The sequence below is a fragment of the Lysobacter korlensis genome (genome assembly GCF_042434515.1).
Genome location: NZ_JBHLTG010000001.1, coordinates 479,104 through 497,068 on the forward strand (window position 1 = coordinate 479,104; position 17,965 = coordinate 497,068).

At 68.2% G+C, this 17,965-nt stretch carries 13 protein-coding genes; 11 read left to right on the plus strand and 2 right to left on the minus strand.

The window, feature by feature from the left end; all coding sequences use genetic code 11:
• Window positions 1–67: 67 nt before the first annotated feature.
• From hslU to ubiE, 3 genes are all read left to right on the plus strand, one after another.
• Window positions 68–1,453: an ATP-dependent protease ATPase subunit HslU gene (gene hslU, locus ACFFGH_RS02070; RefSeq protein ID WP_512700299.1), complete on the plus strand. Its 1,386-nt coding sequence runs from the start codon at window positions 68–70 to the stop codon at window positions 1,451–1,453.
• A gap of 107 nt (window positions 1,454–1,560) precedes the next feature.
• Window positions 1,561–3,435: a S8 family serine peptidase gene (locus tag ACFFGH_RS02075; protein WP_386664382.1), complete on the plus strand. Its 1,875-nt coding sequence runs from the start codon at window positions 1,561–1,563 to the stop codon at window positions 3,433–3,435.
• A 207-nt stretch (window positions 3,436–3,642) separates the two neighbouring features.
• Window positions 3,643–4,404: a bifunctional demethylmenaquinone methyltransferase/2-methoxy-6-polyprenyl-1,4-benzoquinol methylase UbiE gene (gene ubiE, locus ACFFGH_RS02080; protein ID WP_386664384.1), complete on the plus strand. Its 762-nt coding sequence runs from the start codon at window positions 3,643–3,645 to the stop codon at window positions 4,402–4,404.
• A gap of 130 nt (window positions 4,405–4,534) precedes the next feature.
• Here the strand turns inward: ubiE and ACFFGH_RS02085 are convergent, their stop codons facing one another.
• A complete protein-coding gene (locus ACFFGH_RS02085) occupies window positions 4,535–6,763 on the minus strand; it encodes a carbohydrate binding family 9 domain-containing protein (RefSeq protein WP_386664386.1) in 2,229 nt (742 codons plus the stop codon).
• 107 nt (window positions 6,764–6,870) lie between these two features.
• Here ACFFGH_RS02085 and ACFFGH_RS02090 point away from each other — a divergent pair, with 107 nt between their 5' ends.
• From ACFFGH_RS02090 to ACFFGH_RS02100, 3 genes are all read left to right on the plus strand, one after another.
• Window positions 6,871–8,820, plus strand: coding sequence for a M1 family metallopeptidase (locus ACFFGH_RS02090; RefSeq protein WP_386664387.1), 1,950 nt, complete (start codon window positions 6,871–6,873; stop codon window positions 8,818–8,820).
• A gap of 116 nt (window positions 8,821–8,936) precedes the next feature.
• The gene (locus ACFFGH_RS02095) at window positions 8,937–9,659 is read left to right on the plus strand and encodes a hypothetical protein (RefSeq protein WP_386664389.1); all 723 of its coding nucleotides are present in this window, start codon (window positions 8,937–8,939) and stop codon (window positions 9,657–9,659) included.
• A gap of 246 nt (window positions 9,660–9,905) precedes the next feature.
• A complete protein-coding gene (locus ACFFGH_RS02100; RefSeq protein WP_386664391.1) occupies window positions 9,906–10,373 on the plus strand; it encodes an aminoacyl-tRNA deacylase in 468 nt (155 codons plus the stop codon).
• Between the two features lie 76 nt (window positions 10,374–10,449).
• On the opposite strand, the gene ACFFGH_RS02105 is transcribed toward ACFFGH_RS02100, so the two are convergent.
• Complete coding sequence (locus tag ACFFGH_RS02105; protein ID WP_386664393.1) at window positions 10,450–11,382, minus strand: carbohydrate kinase family protein; 933 nt, start codon at window positions 11,380–11,382, stop codon at window positions 10,450–10,452.
• A 267-nt stretch (window positions 11,383–11,649) separates the two neighbouring features.
• Here ACFFGH_RS02105 and ACFFGH_RS02110 point away from each other — a divergent pair, with 267 nt between their 5' ends.
• The 5 genes from ACFFGH_RS02110 (at window position 11,650) to rodA (ending at window position 17,851) form a co-directional block, all read left to right on the plus strand.
• Window positions 11,650–12,696, plus strand: a complete 1,047-nt coding sequence (locus ACFFGH_RS02110; protein ID WP_386664394.1) for a rod shape-determining protein — start codon at window positions 11,650–11,652, stop codon at window positions 12,694–12,696.
• A gap of 210 nt (window positions 12,697–12,906) precedes the next feature.
• On the plus strand, window positions 12,907–14,076 hold the full coding sequence (gene mreC / locus ACFFGH_RS02115; RefSeq protein WP_386664395.1) for a rod shape-determining protein MreC: 1,170 nt from the start codon (window positions 12,907–12,909) through the stop codon (window positions 14,074–14,076).
• Entirely contained in the window at window positions 14,073–14,558 is a 486-nt protein-coding gene (gene mreD, locus ACFFGH_RS02120) for a rod shape-determining protein MreD (protein WP_386667294.1), read from the plus strand. Before mreC ends, mreD begins: the two co-directional genes overlap by 4 nt.
• Window positions 14,559–14,570: 12 nt before the next feature.
• A complete protein-coding gene (mrdA, locus tag ACFFGH_RS02125; RefSeq protein WP_386664397.1) occupies window positions 14,571–16,742 on the plus strand; it encodes a penicillin-binding protein 2 in 2,172 nt (723 codons plus the stop codon).
• Entirely contained in the window at window positions 16,739–17,851 is a 1,113-nt protein-coding gene (gene rodA, locus ACFFGH_RS02130) for a rod shape-determining protein RodA (protein WP_386664399.1), read from the plus strand. Before mrdA ends, rodA begins: the two co-directional genes overlap by 4 nt.
• Window positions 17,852–17,965 lie beyond the last annotated feature (114 nt).

Consider the following 17,965-nt stretch of genomic DNA (forward strand, 5'->3'; position numbering starts at 1 on the left):
CGCCTCGCGACGACACCCCATCCCGACACTGGTTTCCCGCCCGAGCGGGAGCGAAGAGCCCTGACCCATGCCGCATCGACCCGATACGTCCAACGCCACCATGACTCCGCGCGAGATCGTGCAGGAGCTCGACCGCCACATCGTCGGTCAGCACGACGCCAAGCGCGCGGTCGCGATCGCGCTGCGCAACCGTTGGCGGCGCATGCAGCTCGAGCCCGAGCTGCGCAATGAAGTGATGCCGAAAAACATCCTGATGATCGGCCCGACCGGCGTCGGCAAGACCGAGATCGCGCGCCGCCTTGCGACGCTTGCGAACGCGCCGTTCGTGAAGGTCGAAGCCACGCGCTTCACCGAGGTCGGGTACGTCGGCAAGGACGTCGAGCAGATCATCCGTGACCTTGCTGACACTGCGGTCAAGCTCTATCGCGAGCAGGCCAAGCAGCGCGTGCGCACGCAGGCCGAAGAGCGTGCCGAGGAACGCATCCTCGATTCGCTGCTGCCCAAGCGCAGTGTCACGACGGTGTTCGGTTTCGGTGGTGAGGAGCCGCAGGAATCGGAGGCCTCGGTGCAGGAGAGCGAGACCCGCGCGAAGCTGCGCAAGCAGCTGCGCAGCGGGGCGCTCGATGATCGCGAGATCGAGATCGAAACGGCGATCAACGTCGGCGTCGACATCATGGCGCCGCCGGGCATGGAGGAAATGGGCCAGCAGCTGCGGCAGATGTTCTCCCAGGTCGCCGGCGCGAAGACGCACAAGAAGACGCTGCAGATTCGCACCGCACGCGAGCAGTTAATCGAGGAGGAGGCCGGGCGCTTGGTCAACGAGGACGACATCCGCGAAGCGGCGATCGATGCCTGCGAGCAGCATGGCATCGTGTTCATCGACGAGATCGATAAGGTCGCCAAGCGCAGCGATGCGGGCACGATGGGTGGCGACGTCTCGCGCGAAGGCGTGCAGCGCGACCTGCTGCCATTGGTCGAAGGCTCGACCGTGTCGACGAAGTACGGCTCGGTCAAGACCGACCACATCCTGTTCATCGCGTCCGGCGCGTTCCACCTCGCCAAGCCGAGCGACCTGATTCCCGAGCTGCAGGGGCGTTTTCCGATCCGCGTGGAACTGACCGCGCTGACGAAGGACGACTTCGTGCGCATCCTCACCGAGCCGAAGGCGGCGCTGACGACCCAGTACGTCGAACTGCTGCAGACCGAGGGCGTCACGCTCAAGTTCGCGCCCGAAGCGGTCGAGCGGCTCGCCGAGATCGCCGCGCAGGTCAACGAACGGCAGGAGAACATCGGTGCCCGGCGATTGCACACGGTGCTCGAGCGTCTGCTCGACACGCTGAGCTTCGAGGCCCCCGATCGCGGCGGCCAGGCGGTGACGATCGACCGGGCATACGTCGACTCGCACCTGGGCGAGCTGGTCAAGGATCCGGACCTGAGCCGCTACATCCTCTGACGCAGGCGGTCGGGCGTCGGCTGGCGCCCGAGCGCTTGGGGGAGGGATACCACCCATGCGATTCGACAGATCGGGTAGAGCGGAGCACTGGCTGATTTGTCTCATCTGTGCTGCATCGCAACACGGCATTCAGCTTTTGTTCTGCTAAGGTCGGGACACGCGTCACCACGGAAGGGCGCACGCGGTCTCACTTCCACCCCTTTCTGGAGATGCACTTGATGAAGCACAACACACTTGCCCTCGCGCTTGGCGCGGCCGCCCTGCTTGCCTCGGCCACCTCGTTCGCGGCAAAGCCCGACCCGAACCGGGTCATGGTGAAGTTCAAGCCTGGCGCCGCAGCGCAGGCCGAATCGGCCGTGCGCGCCGCGGGTGGCCGCGTGCATCTCAAGCTGAACCGTCAGAACGTCATTGCGGTGTCCGTCCCCGCGACCGCGCTGCAGGGCCTGCGCAACAACCCGAACATCGAGTATGTCGAGCTCGACGCGCCGCGCTACCCGCTCGGCCAGACCACGCCGTACGGCATCAAGAACGTGCAGGCGCCCGAGACCTGGGCTGTCGGCCCCCAGGGCAGCGGCATCAAGGTCTGCGTGATCGACTCGGGCATCAACGCGAACCATGAGGACTTCGCGGGCGTCGAAATGACCGGCTACGCGAGCAGTGGCCAGAGCTGGAACACCGACAGCTGCGGCCACGGCACGCACGTCGCCGGCACGATCGCCGCGGTCAACAACTCCACCGGCGTCGTCGGCGTGAGCCCGGGCAAGGTCGGCCTGCACATCGTGAAGGTGTTCGACGGCGAGACCTGCGCCTGGAGCTACGCGTCCACGCTCGTTGACGCGGCAACGCGCTGCGGCGATGCGGGCGCGAAGGTCATCAACATGAGCCTCGGCGGCGGCGCCGCGAGCCGCACCGAAGAAGCCGCGTTCAACGACCTCAACGCCAAGGGCGTGCTGAGCATCGCCGCGGCGGGCAACGACGGCAACAACCGGTCGAGCTACCCCGCGTCCTACGCGAGCGTGATGTCGGTGGCCGCGGTCGACCAGAACAACGTCAAGGCCGACTTCTCGCAGTACAACAGCGCGGTCGAGATCGCGGCGCCGGGCGTCGGCGTGCTCAGCACCTATCCGTTCCGCGACGCGGCGCTGTCGGTCGGCACCACGGACTACATGGCGTCGGCGCTGACCGGTTCGATGCAGGGCACCGCAAGCGCCGCGCTCGTTGATGGCGGACTGTGCAACGCGGTCGGCAACTGGAGCGGCCGTGTGGTCCTGTGCGAGCGCGGCAGCATCAGCTTCGCCGACAAGGTCAACAACGTCACCGCCGGCGGCGGCGTCGCGGCCGTCATCTACAACAACGTGTCCGGTGGGTTCTCCGGCACGATGGGCGACGGCGTGACCTCGAAAATCCCAGGCCTGACCATCAGCCAGGAAGACGGCCGGGCTCTGGTGGCAAATTCCTTGGGCCAGACCGGTAACGCGAGCACGGTGTACGAGGCGAACACGAGCGGCTACGCGTACCTCGACGGCACGTCGATGGCGACGCCGCATGTGGCGGGCTCCGCCGCGATCGTCTGGAGCGCGAACCCGGGCGCGACGAACACGCAGGTGCGCGACGCGTTGAACTCCACTGCACTCGACCTGGGCACGGCCGGTCGTGACGTCAACTACGGCTATGGCCTAGTGCAGACGTTCAAGGCGGCCGAGAAGCTCGTCGGCGGTGGCACGACCGATCCGGTGACGGCACCGACCGGCCTGACCGCGACCAACAAGGGCACGTCGAAGGGCAAGCTCCAGGTCGGCCTGGCGTGGGCGGGTGGCGACGTGACCGTGGACATCTTCCGCGGCAACACGAAGATCGCCTCGGCGACCAGCAACACCGGCGGTTACACGGACTCGGTCAAGGTCCGCGGCAGCGGCACGATCACCTACAAGGTCTGCAACGCCGGCACCACGAGCTGCGCGAGCGCTTCGGTCAGCTACTGATCCAGCGCCTGCTGTAACCAGAAGGGCCCGCGCATGCGGGCCCTTTTGTTTTGGAGCGGACACAGGTCCCAGCGGAACGCCGCGATGCCACGCGTCTGGCCCGCCGAGCGACCGGTCGGGGTTGCGCGTTCACTTGACGCGCTTGCCCGCGCTGCACGCGTGCGACGAATCGGCGGCGAGCCGTCGCGACGGTGCGATAATCGCCGCATGAGCGACCAAGACCCCCGCAGCGGCACCACCCATTTCGGCTTCCGCGACGTGCGCGTCGAGGACAAGCAGAAACTCGTCGGCGAGGTGTTCTCGTCGGTCGCGCGCAAGTACGACCTGATGAACGACCTGATGTCGCTCGGCATCCACCGGGTCTGGAAGCGCTACTTCGTCGCAACCTCGCAGGTGCGCCCGGGCGATCGCGTGCTCGACCTCGCCGGCGGCACCGGTGACATCGCCGCGCTGTTGCGCGACCGCGTGGGCCCGTCCGGCAGCGTCGTGCTCGGTGATATCAACGGCGCGATGCTGCGCGTCGGCCGCGACCGCATGATCGATCGCGGCCGCGTCGCCGGCTTCGAGTACGTGCAGTGCAACGCCGAGAAGCTGCCGTTCCCGGATGCGAGCTTCGACCTGATCACGATCGCGTTCGGCCTGCGCAACGTCACCGACAAGGACGCCGCGCTGCGCGAAATGGAGCGCGTGCTCAAGGTCGGTGGGCAGGTCCGCGTGCTGGAGTTCTCGGAGGTCAAGGCCGAGTGGTTCAAGCCCGTGTACGACTTCCATTCGTTCAACGTGCTGCCGCGGCTCGGCCAGCTGTTCGCAGGCGATGCGGGCAGCTACCAGTACCTCGCCGAGAGCATCCGCAAGCATCCGCCGCAGGACGAGCTGCGCGCGATGATGGAAGCGGCCGGTTTCGCGCGCTGCAGTTACAAGAACCTGTCGACCGGCATCGTCGCCGTCCACACCGGCTACAAGGTCTGAGACCGCTCGTCGCCATCCACGCCGGCTGCAAGGTCTAAACCCGCTCGCGGGTGGTCCGCATGCCCGGGCCGCTTCGCGCGGTCTGGGTGCATCGGCCGATCGCGGCGCCGTTACGGTTGACGCCGCTGCATCAGCCGCCCGGCTGCCATGCGTAGCTGAGCTTGAGGAACACGCCGCGGTCTCGGTCCGCCAGCCGCACCTGGTCATCGTCGGCATAGCCGCCGTGCGAATAGCCCAGGTAGGCTGCGGTGCGCGGATTGAGCTTGTACGAATACAGCAGCTGCGCGGCGATCTCGCGGCTGCGGCGCTCGACGGCAGTCGTATATAGCGCCTGATCGCGCTCGACCTCGCTGGCCTGCACCGACAGGCGCAGGCGCTGGCGCGGATCGAGCTGCCAGCTCGCGCGCGAATCGAGCACCACCGCGCGGAACGCAGTGCCGCCGTCGCGCTCGAGCGTCTGGACGTTGCCGTCGAGCGATACGTTGATGCCCCGGCCGATGTCGAGCCCGAGCTCGGCGCCGATCTGCGTGTAATCGCCGAGCCGCGATGCGCGCAGGTCGAGCTGGGTTCCGGTCTGCGCGAACAGCTCGGTGCGCACGCCGGCCCATGGCGTGGCTTCGAGGTAGAGCGAGCGGAACGTCTCATCGAACATGCGGCCGTTCCAGAAACGCTCGCGTGTGCCGGCGCCGACCTGCGCAGCGCTCTGACGCGGCCCGCGTACGCCGACCGAGGCTTCGACCTCGCGCTCGAGCACCTGGCCGTCGCTGCGATGGGTGATGTCCCAGTCGCCGCCGACCGTCACGCGCGTTATCGCCGCGCCGTCGGCGCCGTACCAGTGGCGGTTGGCGCCGGCGACGCTGCGGTCGAAACCGACCTGCGAGATGAAGCCGAGGTCGGCGCGGAAACCCGGATCGATGCGCGTGTGGTGCAGGTGTGCATTCCACTCGCGGTTGCCGAAGTTGTAGCGCGCGACGAGTGCATCGCCGGCGGGCGCCGCATCGTCGAGCGCGATCTCGCCCGGATAGCGTGAGTCGCTGCGCAGCCACTGGCCGCTGAGCGAGTGGCTGCCGCGCTGCCAGCGGCCGTCGAACCCGGCCAGCGCGTTGCGGTATTCGTCGCCGCTGCGCAGCGACATCACCGCGCCGAGGCTGGCCTGGCCGTCGAAGTCGTGCCGGAAGCGGGCGAACGCCGCATCGGAGGCCTGATCGAGCAGGCGGAAGCGCGAACCGAGCGCGCCCGGAATCAGCAGCTGCGTGACCGCGTCGCGCGCGAGCACCGCGCCGTATGCGTTCGAGCCCAGGCGGCCGGTGACACGCACGCCGACATCCGGGTCGGCGATCTGGCGCGTGTACAGCACCTGCAGCGGTGTGTTGAACGTGTCCGCCGCCTCGAGGAAGAACGGCCGCTTTTCCGGGAAGAACAGCGCGAAACTCGTGTTGAGGTCGAGCTGCGCGGAGTCGGATTCGACCTGCGAAAAATCCGGGTTCAGCGTTGCGCTGAGCGTAAGGTTCGGGCTCGGCGTCCAGGCCACGTCGACGCCGGGCTCGATCTGCGTGCCGTCGCTGCGCCAGTCGGCGCCGTCGCGCGTCTGCGCATGCGCGACGGTCAGCGTCGGGGTGATCTCCAGGCCGCGGCCCTGGCGGATACCGGCAAAGCCCTCGAGCTTGCGCATCGTGCACAGGTCACAGCGGGCGCCGCGCTCGATGCGGTGGTCCGCATAGAGGTAGCGATGCTCGCGCGGGCGCACCCGCAGGAAGCGCACGCCCCAGCGGCGCGCGCCGTCGGCGGGACGGAACCGCAGCGTCGCGAACGGAATGCGCATCTCGACGCGGTAGCCCGAGTCGGTGATCTGCGCGGCGCTGGTCCACAGCCCGTCCCAGGCGTCGTCCTCGTGGCCGCTGGCCTCGTCCTTGACGAGGTCGGCCTGCACGCCGAGCGGATTGACGAAGAACTCGTACGCGCGGCGCTGGTCGTCGAACGTGTCGAGCATGATGCCGGCGAAGTCATCGCGGTACAGCGAGTCGCGGTCGCGCAGGAACGCGCGGATCTTCGCCGGGTCCGGATCGCGCGCGTCGAACGCGACCAGCAATGCGTCGTCGGTGTAGGCGATGTAGGCGGTCGTCGCGACCGCTGCATCGCGGTTGTCGCCGGGCTGGATCTCGTACGCGAGTTCGACCTGCGTGGCCTGTTGCCACGCGGCCTCGTCAAGCTGGCCATCGACGACGATGTCGGCATCCACGCGCGGCGCGACCACCGGGCCGTCCGCCGCGCGCAGCGGCGCGGCAACGCAGGCGGCGTACAGGGAGGCGGACACGGCGGCAGCCCGCACGGGGCCGCGGAAAGAAGTCAGGAGAGGCATGCGCGAAAGCCTAACGTGGCTCGCCGCTGAGCACCGGTGCGGAAAGTCATGCCGCCCGCCGCGGCCGTGACGCTAAACTCGACCGGTCAACGCCATACGGGTTCCCCATGCGCATTTCCAGCCTGACGCTTTGCCTTGCCGCCGTGCTCGCCACCGCCTGCTCGCCCGAGGTGCCGGCCCCGGCCGCCACATCCCCGGACGCGTCCGCCACCGCGCCTGCCCCGGCGAACACGAACGCGACCGCGATCGTCGACGAGCATTCCTACGCCGAGCCCGACAAGGTCCGCACCAAGGACATCGCGCTGCTGCTCGATGTCGACTTCGCTGAAAAGCAGCTTGAAGGCAGCGCGACCTACACCCTGGAGTGGCTGGATCCGAAGCACGGCCGGCTTGTGCTCGACACTCGCGATCTGACCATCGAGAAGGTCGTCGGCGAGCGGCCTGACGGCAAGTGGACCGATCTCGTCTACACGGTGGATCCTGCCGACAAAGTCCTCGGCAGCCGCCTTGTGATCGCGGCGCCGGAGCGCAACAAGCGCATCCGCGTGACGTACAAGACCTCGCCGGAGGCCTCGGGCCTGCAGTGGCTCGAGCCGTCGATGACCGAGGGCAAGAAGCAGCCGTTCATGTTCAGCCAGTCGCAGCAGATCCATGCGCGTTCGTGGGTGCCGCTGCAGGACACGCCGCAGGTGCGCTTCACCTACACCGCGAACGTGACCAGCCCGGAGGACACGATGGTGCTGATGAGCGCCGACAACGATCCGAAGGCGCCACGCGATGGCGAGTACAGCTTCAAGATGCCGCAACCGATCCCGTCTTACCTGCTCGCGATCGCCGCGGGTGACCTCGTGTTCAAGCCGATCAGCGAGCGCAGCGGCGTTTGGGCCGAGCCGAGCGCGGTCGACAAGTCGGTGAAGGAGTTCGAAGACACCGAGAAGATGATCGTCGCGAACGAGCGCCTGTACGGCCCGTACCGCTGGGACCGCTACGACATGCTCGTGCTGCCGCCGTCGTTCCCGTACGGGGGGATGGAAAACCCGCGCCTGTCATTCATCACGCCGACCGTCATCACCGGCGACAAGTCGCTGGTCGCGCTGATCGCGCATGAGCTTGCGCACAGCTGGTCGGGCAACCTGGTGACGTTCTCGACCGCGAAGGATGCGTGGCTCAACGAAGGATTCACCTCGTATGTGGAGAACCGCATCATCGAAGACCTGTACGGCCGCGAGCGCGCCGACATGGAGAACGTGATCGAGCGCAACGAGCTGGCCAGCGAGTACAAGGAAATCGACCCGAAGCTGCAGGTGCTCGCGGTCAAGCCCGGCGTGCTTAAGGACCCGGACGACAACTCGAGCGCGACGGTCTACACCAAGGGCGCGTGGTTCCTGCAGTTCCTCGAACAGCGCTTCGGGCGTGAGGTGTTCGATCCGTTCCTGAAGAACTATTTCGACCACTTCGCGTTCCAGTCGATCCCGACCGCGACGTTCGTCGACTACCTGCAGAAAAACCTCATCGACAAGCACCCGGGCAAGGTGACGATGCAGGAAGTCGAGCAGTGGATCTACGAGCCGGGCGTGCCGGAGTTCGCACCGAAGATCGCCTCGCCGCGCTTCGACGCGGTCGACGCGGCTCGCAAGGCGTTCCTCGACGCGGGCACGCTGCCCGACAAGGCGATGACCGACAAGTGGGTCACGCAGGAGTGGGTGCACTTCATCGAGGGCATGCCCGAAAAGCTCACCGCCGAGCAGATGGCCAAGCTCGATGCCGGGTACAAGTTCACCGGCACGCGCAACGGCGAGATCGCGCAGCGCTGGTATCCACTCGCGGTGCGCAGCGGCTATGCGCGGGCCAATGACGAGATCGCGCAGTTCCTGCAGACGATCGGCCGCCGCAAGCTGATCATGCCGACCTACAGCGAGCTGGTAAAAACGCCCGCAGGCCTGAAGCTGGCCGAGGCGACATTCGCGAAGGCGCGCCCGGGCTACCACCCGATCACGACCGGCTCGGTCGAATCGGTGATTGCCAAGGCCAAGCAGCCCGCTGCCGGCGCGAACTGACCTGTCCGGCGCCGCACGGTGACTTCGCCGGGTGGTGCCGCACCGGATCAAGTCGCGATGCCGCGGTGTCGACGCGGCCTGCGCAACGATGCTCACTACCTGATCGGAGACCTGCGATGACGACCAGACCCGGACTCCTGCTCGCCGCCGCGCTCGCGCTTGCTGCATGCAGTCCTGCCGAAGACCCGGCCGCGCAAGCCGCGGCGCAGGCCGCCGCGAGCGAACAGGCCGCCGAGGAGGCAGCGAAGCAGTTCGAGGCCGAATTCGCCAAGCAGAACTGGGGCCTGGCGCGTGCGCACGGCGACGTGTTGATGGCGAAGTACGCCGACACGAAGGCCGCCGCGCGCATCAAGCCACAATACGAGGAGGCGAAGGCGAACGCCGATGCCGAACGCGAGAAGCGGCGTCTGACGGGCCTTTGGACGTACCAGACCGAAGCGGTCCCCGGCGGCAAGCAGCTGTCGGCCGCGATCTATGCGAAAGAGCCGGTCGACACCGGTGGCAGCGGCGCGCAGCCGGTGCGATTGATCTTTCGCGATCATCCGGAGTGGGGCGACAGCAGTTACCTCACGCTCGAAGGCGGCGATTTCAACTGCTACGGCGGCTGCCGGGTCAAGGTCACGCTCGATGAGGGCAAGCCGCGTTCGATGGCCGCAAGCCGCCCGGACACCGACGAGGCGATCGCGATGTTCATCGAGGACGAGAAGGCGCTTTGGAAGATGGCGCAGCAGGCCGAGAAGACGCTTGCGGTCGAGTTCCCGGTCAAGGCCGGCGGCACGCGCACGGCGGTGTTCGAAGTCGGCGAACTGCAGCCGGACAAGCTGCCGGGCTGGAACTGAGCCGGTAGCCGCGGGGCTGCACCGGGCAGCGCGGTGACGCGTAGTCCAAGCGGTCGATAACGGTAGGAACACGCGGGCGCCGCGAATGCCGAACGGCCGCGGCAGCCATCACGCGCAACGATCGTCTACGGGCCTAGCGTGGTGGCGTGCGGGTGTGCCCGCACGATTGCGGTGCAGGACGCGCCCGCACCATCCGTGCGGCGGCCGGATCGCAGCGGAAGCGCGCGGTCGCCCGGGAGCACGACCATGCTCAGCCCACGACTGCATTCGTTTCTCGACGAGACCCACAGCCACTACACGACGCTGCATCACGAGCGCACCGTCACCGCGCCGCACACCGCCGAGGCGGTGCGGGTGCCGCGGCAGCAGTTCGCGAAGACCGTGATGCTCAAGGTCGACGGCGCACTGGCGATGTATGTCATGCCGTCGAACTTCCACGCCGACCTGCACCGCATCGCGCTCGCGCTTGCGGGTGCGAACGTCGAACTTGCGCACGAGGACGAGTTCCGCGGCCTGTTTCCTGACTGCGAACCGGGCGCGATGCCGCCATTCGGCAACCTCTACGGGGTGCCGGTGTATGTCGACTCGCGGCTCACCGAACAGGACCGCATCACGTTCAACGCCGGCACGCATACCGATGCGGTGCGCATGCCCTATGCGGAGTTCGAGCAGCTCGTGCAGCCGCAGGTGCTGTGGCTGACGCACATGATGTGAAGCGAGGCGCGTGATCGCACGGCCCGCAAACGACAACACCCGCCGCAGCGGGTGTCGGAGGCTTGCGCGTCGGCGCTTACAGCGCGTAGCCGAACTGTTGCTTGAACTGCGCGGCGAACTCGTCGTACGTGAAGCGCTGGTTCTGTGTGCCGGGGTGTTCGACCTTCAGCGCGCCCATCAGCGAGGCCATGCGCCCGCAGGTCGGCAGCTCCAGGCCGCGCATCAGGCCGAGGATCAGGCCGGCGCGGTATGCATCGCCGCAGCCGGTCGGATCGACAACCTGGCGCTCGTGCGCCGGCGCCACTTCGTGCACGCCGTCACCGGTGTGGATCTGCGAGCCGCGGGGGCCACGCGTGGTGATGTAGGCGCGCACCTTCGATGCGATCGTCGCCTCGTCCCAGCCGGTGCGCTCCTGCAGCAGGTTCGACTCGTAATCGTTGACGACCACGTACTGCGCAAGCTCGATGAAGTGGCGGAACTCCTCGCCCGAGAACAGCGGCATCGCCTGGCCCGGATCGAAAATGAACGGTATGCCGCACTCGGCGAACTCGGCCGCGTTCTGCAGCATGCCATCACGGCCGTCAGGTGCGACGATGCCGAACGTTACGCCATCGACATTGCGCACGTGGTTGTCGTGGCTGCGGCTCATCGCACCCGGATGGAACGCGGTGATCTGGTTGTTGTCGAGGTCGGTCGTGATGAATGCCTGCGGCGTGAACATGTCATCGATCACTCGCACCTGGTCCAGGCGGATGCCGCATTTTTCGAAGTGCGCGGCATACGGTGCGAAGTCCTGACCGACCGTGGCCATCGGGATCGGATCGCCACCGATGAGCTTGAGGTTGTAGGCGATGTTGCCCGCGCAGCCCCCGAACTCGCGGCGCATGCGTGGTACCAGGAACGACACGTTCAAGATGTGCACCTTGTCGGGCAGGATGTGATTCTTGAACTGGTCCGGAAACACCATGATGGTGTCGTAGGCCAGCGAGCCGCAGATCAGGGCAGACATCGGAGGTCCTTGGATGTGGTCGGGCAAACGGCGCACAGGGTAGCGGCTGCACCGGCCGCCAGCCAGCGCGCATTTGCATTGCCAGCCCAAGCGATCGGTGCACGGCGTTTTCGTGACCCATGGCTGGCATTGCGAACCCGGGCTGACGAAGCACGGCGTAAACCGCCCCAAACCGCCGGTTTTCCTTGCCGGGGTGGGGGGGCGTTGCTAGGCTAGCCCGCCTGTTTTACCTGTATTGCCAACCCCTTTCCGGCCGGCCTTTTCTCGATGTTCAAGAAGTTTCGCGGCATGTTTTCCAATGACCTGTCCATTGACCTGGGCACGGCGAACACCCTGATCTATGTGCGCGGTCAGGGCATTGTCCTGAACGAACCGTCGGTCGTCGCCGTGCGTCAGGACCGCCTCGTCGGCGGCAATCGCTCGGTGGCAGCGGTCGGTGCAGAGGCCAAGCAGATGCTCGGCCGCACGCCAGGCCACATCACGACGATCCGGCCGATGAAGGACGGCGTCATTGCCGATTTCACCTACACGGAAGAGATGCTCAAGCACTTCATCCGCAAGGTGCACCGCTCGCGCTTCATGCGTCCGAGCCCGCGCGTGCTGGTGTGCGTGCCGTGCGGTTCGACGCAGGTCGAGCGCCGCGCGATCAAGGAATCGGCCGAAGAGGCCGGCGCGCGTGAGGTCTATCTGATCGAGGAGCCGATGGCGGCTGCGATCGGTGCCGGCATGCCGGTCACCGAGGCACGTGGCTCGATGGTCGTCGACATCGGCGGCGGCACGACCGAAGTCGCGGTGATCGCGCTCAACGGCATCGTGTATTCGGCCTCGGTGCGCATCGGTGGCGACCGCTTCGACGAGGCGATCATCGCCTACGTGCGCCGCACCTACGGCACGCTGATCGGTGAAGCCACCGCCGAGCGCATCAAGCTCGAGATCGGCTGCGCCTATCCGCTGCAGGAAGCGCGCACGGTCGACGTCTCCGGCCGTAACCTCGCCGAGGGTGTGCCGAAGATGATCACGATCAGCTCGAACGAAGTGCTCGATGCGCTGCGCGAGCCGCTGTCGGGCATCGTTGCGGCCGTCAAGCTCGCGCTCGAGCAGACCCCGCCGGAGCTTTGCGCCGACGTCGCCGAGCGCGGCATCGTGCTGACCGGCGGTGGCGCACTGCTGCGCGACCTCGATCGCCTGATCAGCGAGGAAACCGGCCTGCACGTGCAGGTGGCCGATGATCCGCTGACCTGCGTCGCACGCGGCGGTGGCCGCGCGCTCGAGCTGGTCGACATGCACGGCAACGAGTTCTTCGCGCCCGAGTAAAGCGACACCGGGGAATCGGGGGCCGGGCGGTCGCAGCGCGGCGCCCGGCCCATGGCACGTAACGCCGGCCGGCTCGGCCGGCCGCGGCGCCGGGCTCCGCACACCGCTTCCGATTCCCGATATTTCTTTCTGGCTCCCCGCTTCACAGTGCCCTACGCCGGTTCCCCCACTGCTGCCCGACCTGGCGATGTCACCGGCACGCTGCGGTTGATGGCCTATCTCGCCCTGTCGCTGGTGCTGGTCGTGCTCGACCACCGCGGCGGCTGGCTGCACCGCGCGCGTGAGCAGGCCGGTGTGCTCGTGCAGCCGCTGTGGGCGGTGGCCGGCCTGCCGGGGCGCATGACCGAACGGCTCGTCGAGGACGCCGGCACGCTGAGCCGGCTGACGGCCGAGAACCGCGAACTGCGCCGGCAGGCGCTGCTAGACCGTGCACGCATGGCGCGCATGCAGACGATCGCCGCCGACAACATCCGCCTGCGCCAGTTGCTCGCCGCCGCGCAGCGCGACCGCCTGGATGCGCAGCTCGCGCCGATCCTCGACGTCGACCTCGACCCGACGCGCCAGCGGCTGGTGCTCGCCGCCGGCAGCGGCGACGGCGTGCGCGTGGGCCAGACCGTGATCGATGCGGGCGGCCTGCTCGGCCAGGTCGTGGAGGTCACGCCGATGCATGCCAGCGTGCTGCTGGTGACCGATCCCGACCACGCGGTTCCGGTGTCGATCGCGCGCAACGGCGTGCGCCTGGTTGCGTATGGCCGCGGGCGCAGTGACCTGCTCGCGCTTGAAAGCGTGCCGCTGTCGAGCGACATCAAGATCGGCGACCTGCTGGTGACGTCCGGGCTCGGCGGGCGCTTTCCGCCCGGCTTCCCGGTCGGCAAGGTGACCTCACTCAAGCCCGACCACAGCCGCGCGTTCCTCGTCGGCGACGTCCGACCGGCGGCCGAGCTCGACCGTGGGCGCGACGTGTTGCTGCTGCGTTCGGTGCCTCCGCGTGTGGTTGATGCCGCCGCCGCGGCGCCGCAGGGCACGCCGGCCGTCACGGGCGCGCCCGCAGCAGCACCGGCGCCGGCCGCCACCGGCACCGGCACCGGCACCGGCACCGGCACCGGCACCGGCACCGTGCCGCCGCGGACGGCTCGTCCTGCAACGACGCCAGCGCGGCGTGCGTCGCCCGCGGCTCCCGTTTCCGGCGCAGCGCGGACTCCGGCCGCCGCGACGCCGGCGCCCGACGCTGCATCGCGTCCGCCCGTGCAGGCACCGGCTGCCCCGCCGGCCGCCGCGCCCCAACCCGCCGATACAACCGACGCCGCACGCCCCGCCACCAACGCGGACCCGGCGGATGCGCCGCCGGCCGCGCCCGATCCCGACGGGGAGGGCCGCTGATGCGCGGACATTCGCCCTGGGCGCTGCCGCTGAGCGTGCTGGCCGCGCTGCTGCTCGGCCTGCTGCCGCTGCCGGAGCTGCTCGCGCCGCTGCGGCCGTACTGGCTCGCGCTCGTGCTCGCGTACTGGCTGATCGAGACGCCGGACCGCGTCGGGCTCGGGTTTGCGTTCACGGTCGGCCTGATCTCCGACCTCACGTTCGGCAGCCTGCTCGGCGAGCAGGCGCTGCGGCTGGTCGTGATGGCGTTCATCCTGCAGCGCTTCCGTGCGCGGCTGCGGTTCTTCCCGCTGTCGCAGCAGGCGCTCGCGATCGGCGGGCTGCTGCTCAACGACCGCATCATTGCGGCGGGCCTGCATGTCGTGCTCGGCGCACCGACGCTGCGGATCGAGTTCTGGCTTTCACCACTGACCGGCATGCTGCTGTGGGCGCCGGTGTTTCTGCTGCTCGACGCATTGCGTCTGGGCGGCTGGCGGGGGCGCTGAGCGATGCGCTGGATGAAATCCCGCCCGCGCCGGCGCGTGCTGAAGAACGTCGCCGCCGAAGCCGAGCGCTTCCGGCAGCGTTCGGCGATCGCGTTCCTCGGTGTCGTGCTCGCGCTCGTGGGCCTGGCGGTCTGGTATTTCCGCCTGCAGGTGATCGAGCACGAAGAGTACGCAACGCGTTCGGAGGCGAACCGCATCAAGCTGCAGCCGGTCGTGCCGGGTCGCGGGCTGATCTATGACCGCAAGGGACGCATCCTGGCCGACAACGTGCCGGCCTACCGGCTGGACGTCACGCCGCGCGAGGCCGGTGACCCCGCGAAGTGGCTGCCTGCGCTGAAAGGCATCGTCGAGCTCAGCGAGGACGACATCGAGCAGTTCGAAGAAGCGCGGCGCGCATCGCGCGGCTTCAAGCCGATCACGCTGAAGCTGCGCGTCAGCGAAGAGGAAGCCGCGCGTTTCGCGGTCGATCGCTGGCGTTATCCCGGCGTCGAGCTCGTCTCCTACCTCAACCGTCGATACCTCTACGGCGAGCTGTTCGCGCACGTGATCGGCTATGTCGCCCGCATCGACGAAGAAGACGCGGCGAAGATGGGCGAAGCGAACGCGGCGTTCTCGCACAGCGGCAAGACCGGGCTCGAGCGGTTCTACGAGGAGCAGCTGCGCGGACGCATCGGCTACGAGAAAGTCGAGACGAACGTCGACGGGCGCGAGCTGGGCCTGGTCGGGCGCGTGCCGGCCGTGCCGGGCTCGGACCTGCGGCTGGGCATCGACCTGGACCTGCAGCGCGCGATGGTGATCGCGTTCGGCGACAGGGACGGCTCGGCGGTCGCGGTCGATCCGCGCACCGGCGAAGTGCTGGCGATGGTCAGCATGCCGGGCTACGACGCGAACCTGTTCGTCAACGGCATCTCGCACGCCGACTACCAGCGCCTGACCACCGATCCGTCGCGGCCGCTGTTCAACCGCAACGTGCTTGGCGGCGGCCCGCCGGGCTCGACGATCAAGCCGCTGGTCGCGCTTGCGGGCCTCGATAGCGGCATGCGCAAGCCCGAGGACCGCGTGTTCTCCACCGGCGAATTCCGCATTCCCGGGCAGAGCCGCGGCTATCGCGACTCGTCGGGCGGCGCGGGCTGGACCGACATGCGCAAGTCGATCTCGCTGTCGGTGAACTACTACTACTACAAGCTCGCGTACGACATGAAGATCGACCGGCTGGCGCACTTCATGCGCCGCTATGGCTTCGGCGAGCCGACCGGCATCGACCTGGCGGGCGAGAACCCCGGCATCGTGCCGTCGCCGCAGTGGAAGGCAGGGCGCACCCGCGAGCCGTGGTACCCCGGTGAGACCGTGATCGCCGGCATCGGCCAAGGCTATTGGATCTCGACCCTGTTGCAACTCGCGCGCGGCACCGCGGCGATCGCCGACGACGGCCGCCTGCGCCGGCTGCATCTGGTGACCGATCGCCGCGATGGCTATCGCGCGCCGTGGAAGCCGCTGCCGCAGCCCGCGCCGAAGCTGATCACCGACAATCCCGCGAATCTGCAGGCGGTGCATGAAGGCATGGTCGCCACGATTCACGGCCAGGGCACTGCCACCGCGATGGCGCGCGGCGCGCCGTACATGATGGCCGGCAAGACCGGCACCGTACAGAAGATCAGCCGCAAGGCCGGCGGCAAGAGCGTCGATCCGCGCTCGCTGCCGTATCACCTGCGGCACCAGGCGCTGTTCGTCGGTTACGCCCCGGCCGAGAACCCGACGATCGCGGTCGCGGTCATCGTCGAGCACGGCGGTTACGGCGGCAGCACCGCCGCGCCGATCGCGCGCAAGGTGTTCGACGCCTGGCTGCTGGGCAAGATGCCCGAGCCCGACCCGGAGAGCACGCGCCAGCTGCCGCCCGGCACGCTCGACGGTATCCCGGGGTCGATCGCGCCGCCGCCGACGAACCAGGCCGCGCCGCGCAGTCCGGTTGCGCCCACCAGCCCTGCCAAGCCCACGGCGAACGCACCCGCAACGCCGGGCGCTTCCGTCCCCATGGGTGGAGCCGCGGCGCGCCCGCCGACCGCGTCCGGCAATGCCGCATCGCGGCCGGCCGCGGCCACGACGCCGTCCACATCAGCGCCTGCGACGCCGCGCCCACAACCGCGCAGCGCCTCGCCGTCGGCCCCGCCGGAACCGCGCCGTTGAACGTGATCCTGCGCTGGCTGTTCGGCCTGATCGCGCGCTTCATGCGCACGGTCGACCTGCCGCTGCTCGCAGCGCTGCTGGCGCTGATGGTGATCGGCCTGGCCGTGCTCTACAGCGCGGCCGACAACTCGATGCGCATGACCGTCGCGCAGGGCGCGCGCTTTGGCGTCGGCCTTGCCGCGATGTGGGCACTGTCGCGCATGCCGCCGAACCAGCTGCGCAACTGGACGCCTGCGGTGTTCATCGCGTCGCTAGTGCCGCTGGTCGCGGTGCTGTTCATCGGTGACGGCAAGCACGGCAACCACTGGATCGACCTGGGCGTGTTCTTTTTCCAGCCGGCCGAACTGCTCAAGCTGAGCCTGCCGATGATGGTCGCGTGGTACCTCAACCGCGAGCTGTTGCCGCCGCGGTTGAGCACGGTACTCATCGCGGGCGTGATCATCGCCGTGCCGACGCTGCTGATCCTCGAGCAGCCCGACTTCGGCACCGGCATGCTCGTCGCGGCGAGCGGTGCATTCGCGCTCTACCTCGCAGGCCTGCCATGGTGGTGGTTCGGCGCGGCTGCCGGCGGTATGGCCGCGATCGCACCGGTCGCATGGTTCTGGCTGCTGCGGCCGTACCAGAAGGACCGCATCCTGACATTCCTCGATCCCGAATCCGACCCGCTCGGTACGGGCTGGAACATCATCCAGAGCAAGATCGCGATCGGCGGTGGCGGGTTTACCGGCAAGGGCTGGGGCGAGGGCACGCAGGCGCATCTGAACTACCTGCCCGAACACACGACCGACTTCATTTTCGCCGTGCTCGCCGAGGAGTTCGGCTGGGTCGGCGTGATCGTCGCGCTCGCGTTGTACCTGTTCGTGATCGGGCGCTGCCTCTGGATCGCAAGCGAGGCGCGCGATGGTTACTCACGTCTGCTTGCCGGCGCGCTCGGGCTTGCGTTCTGCGTCTACGTGATCGTCAACGGCGGCATGATCTCGGGGCTGCTGCCGGTGGTGGGTGTGCCGATGCCGTTGCTGAGCTATGGCGGCACGTCCGCGGTGTCGTTGCTCGCGGGCCTTGGCGTGGTAATGGCGGTACGTGCGCACCGGCCGGTGCATGGTCACTGAGCACATGCGTAACGTGCATCCGCAGCCTGAGAAAACAGCGTCGAACGCGTCCGCGCATTCGTCGCCGAAGCTGACTCGAGCATTCATTTTTGAATCTGCGCTCGGGTTTGGAGG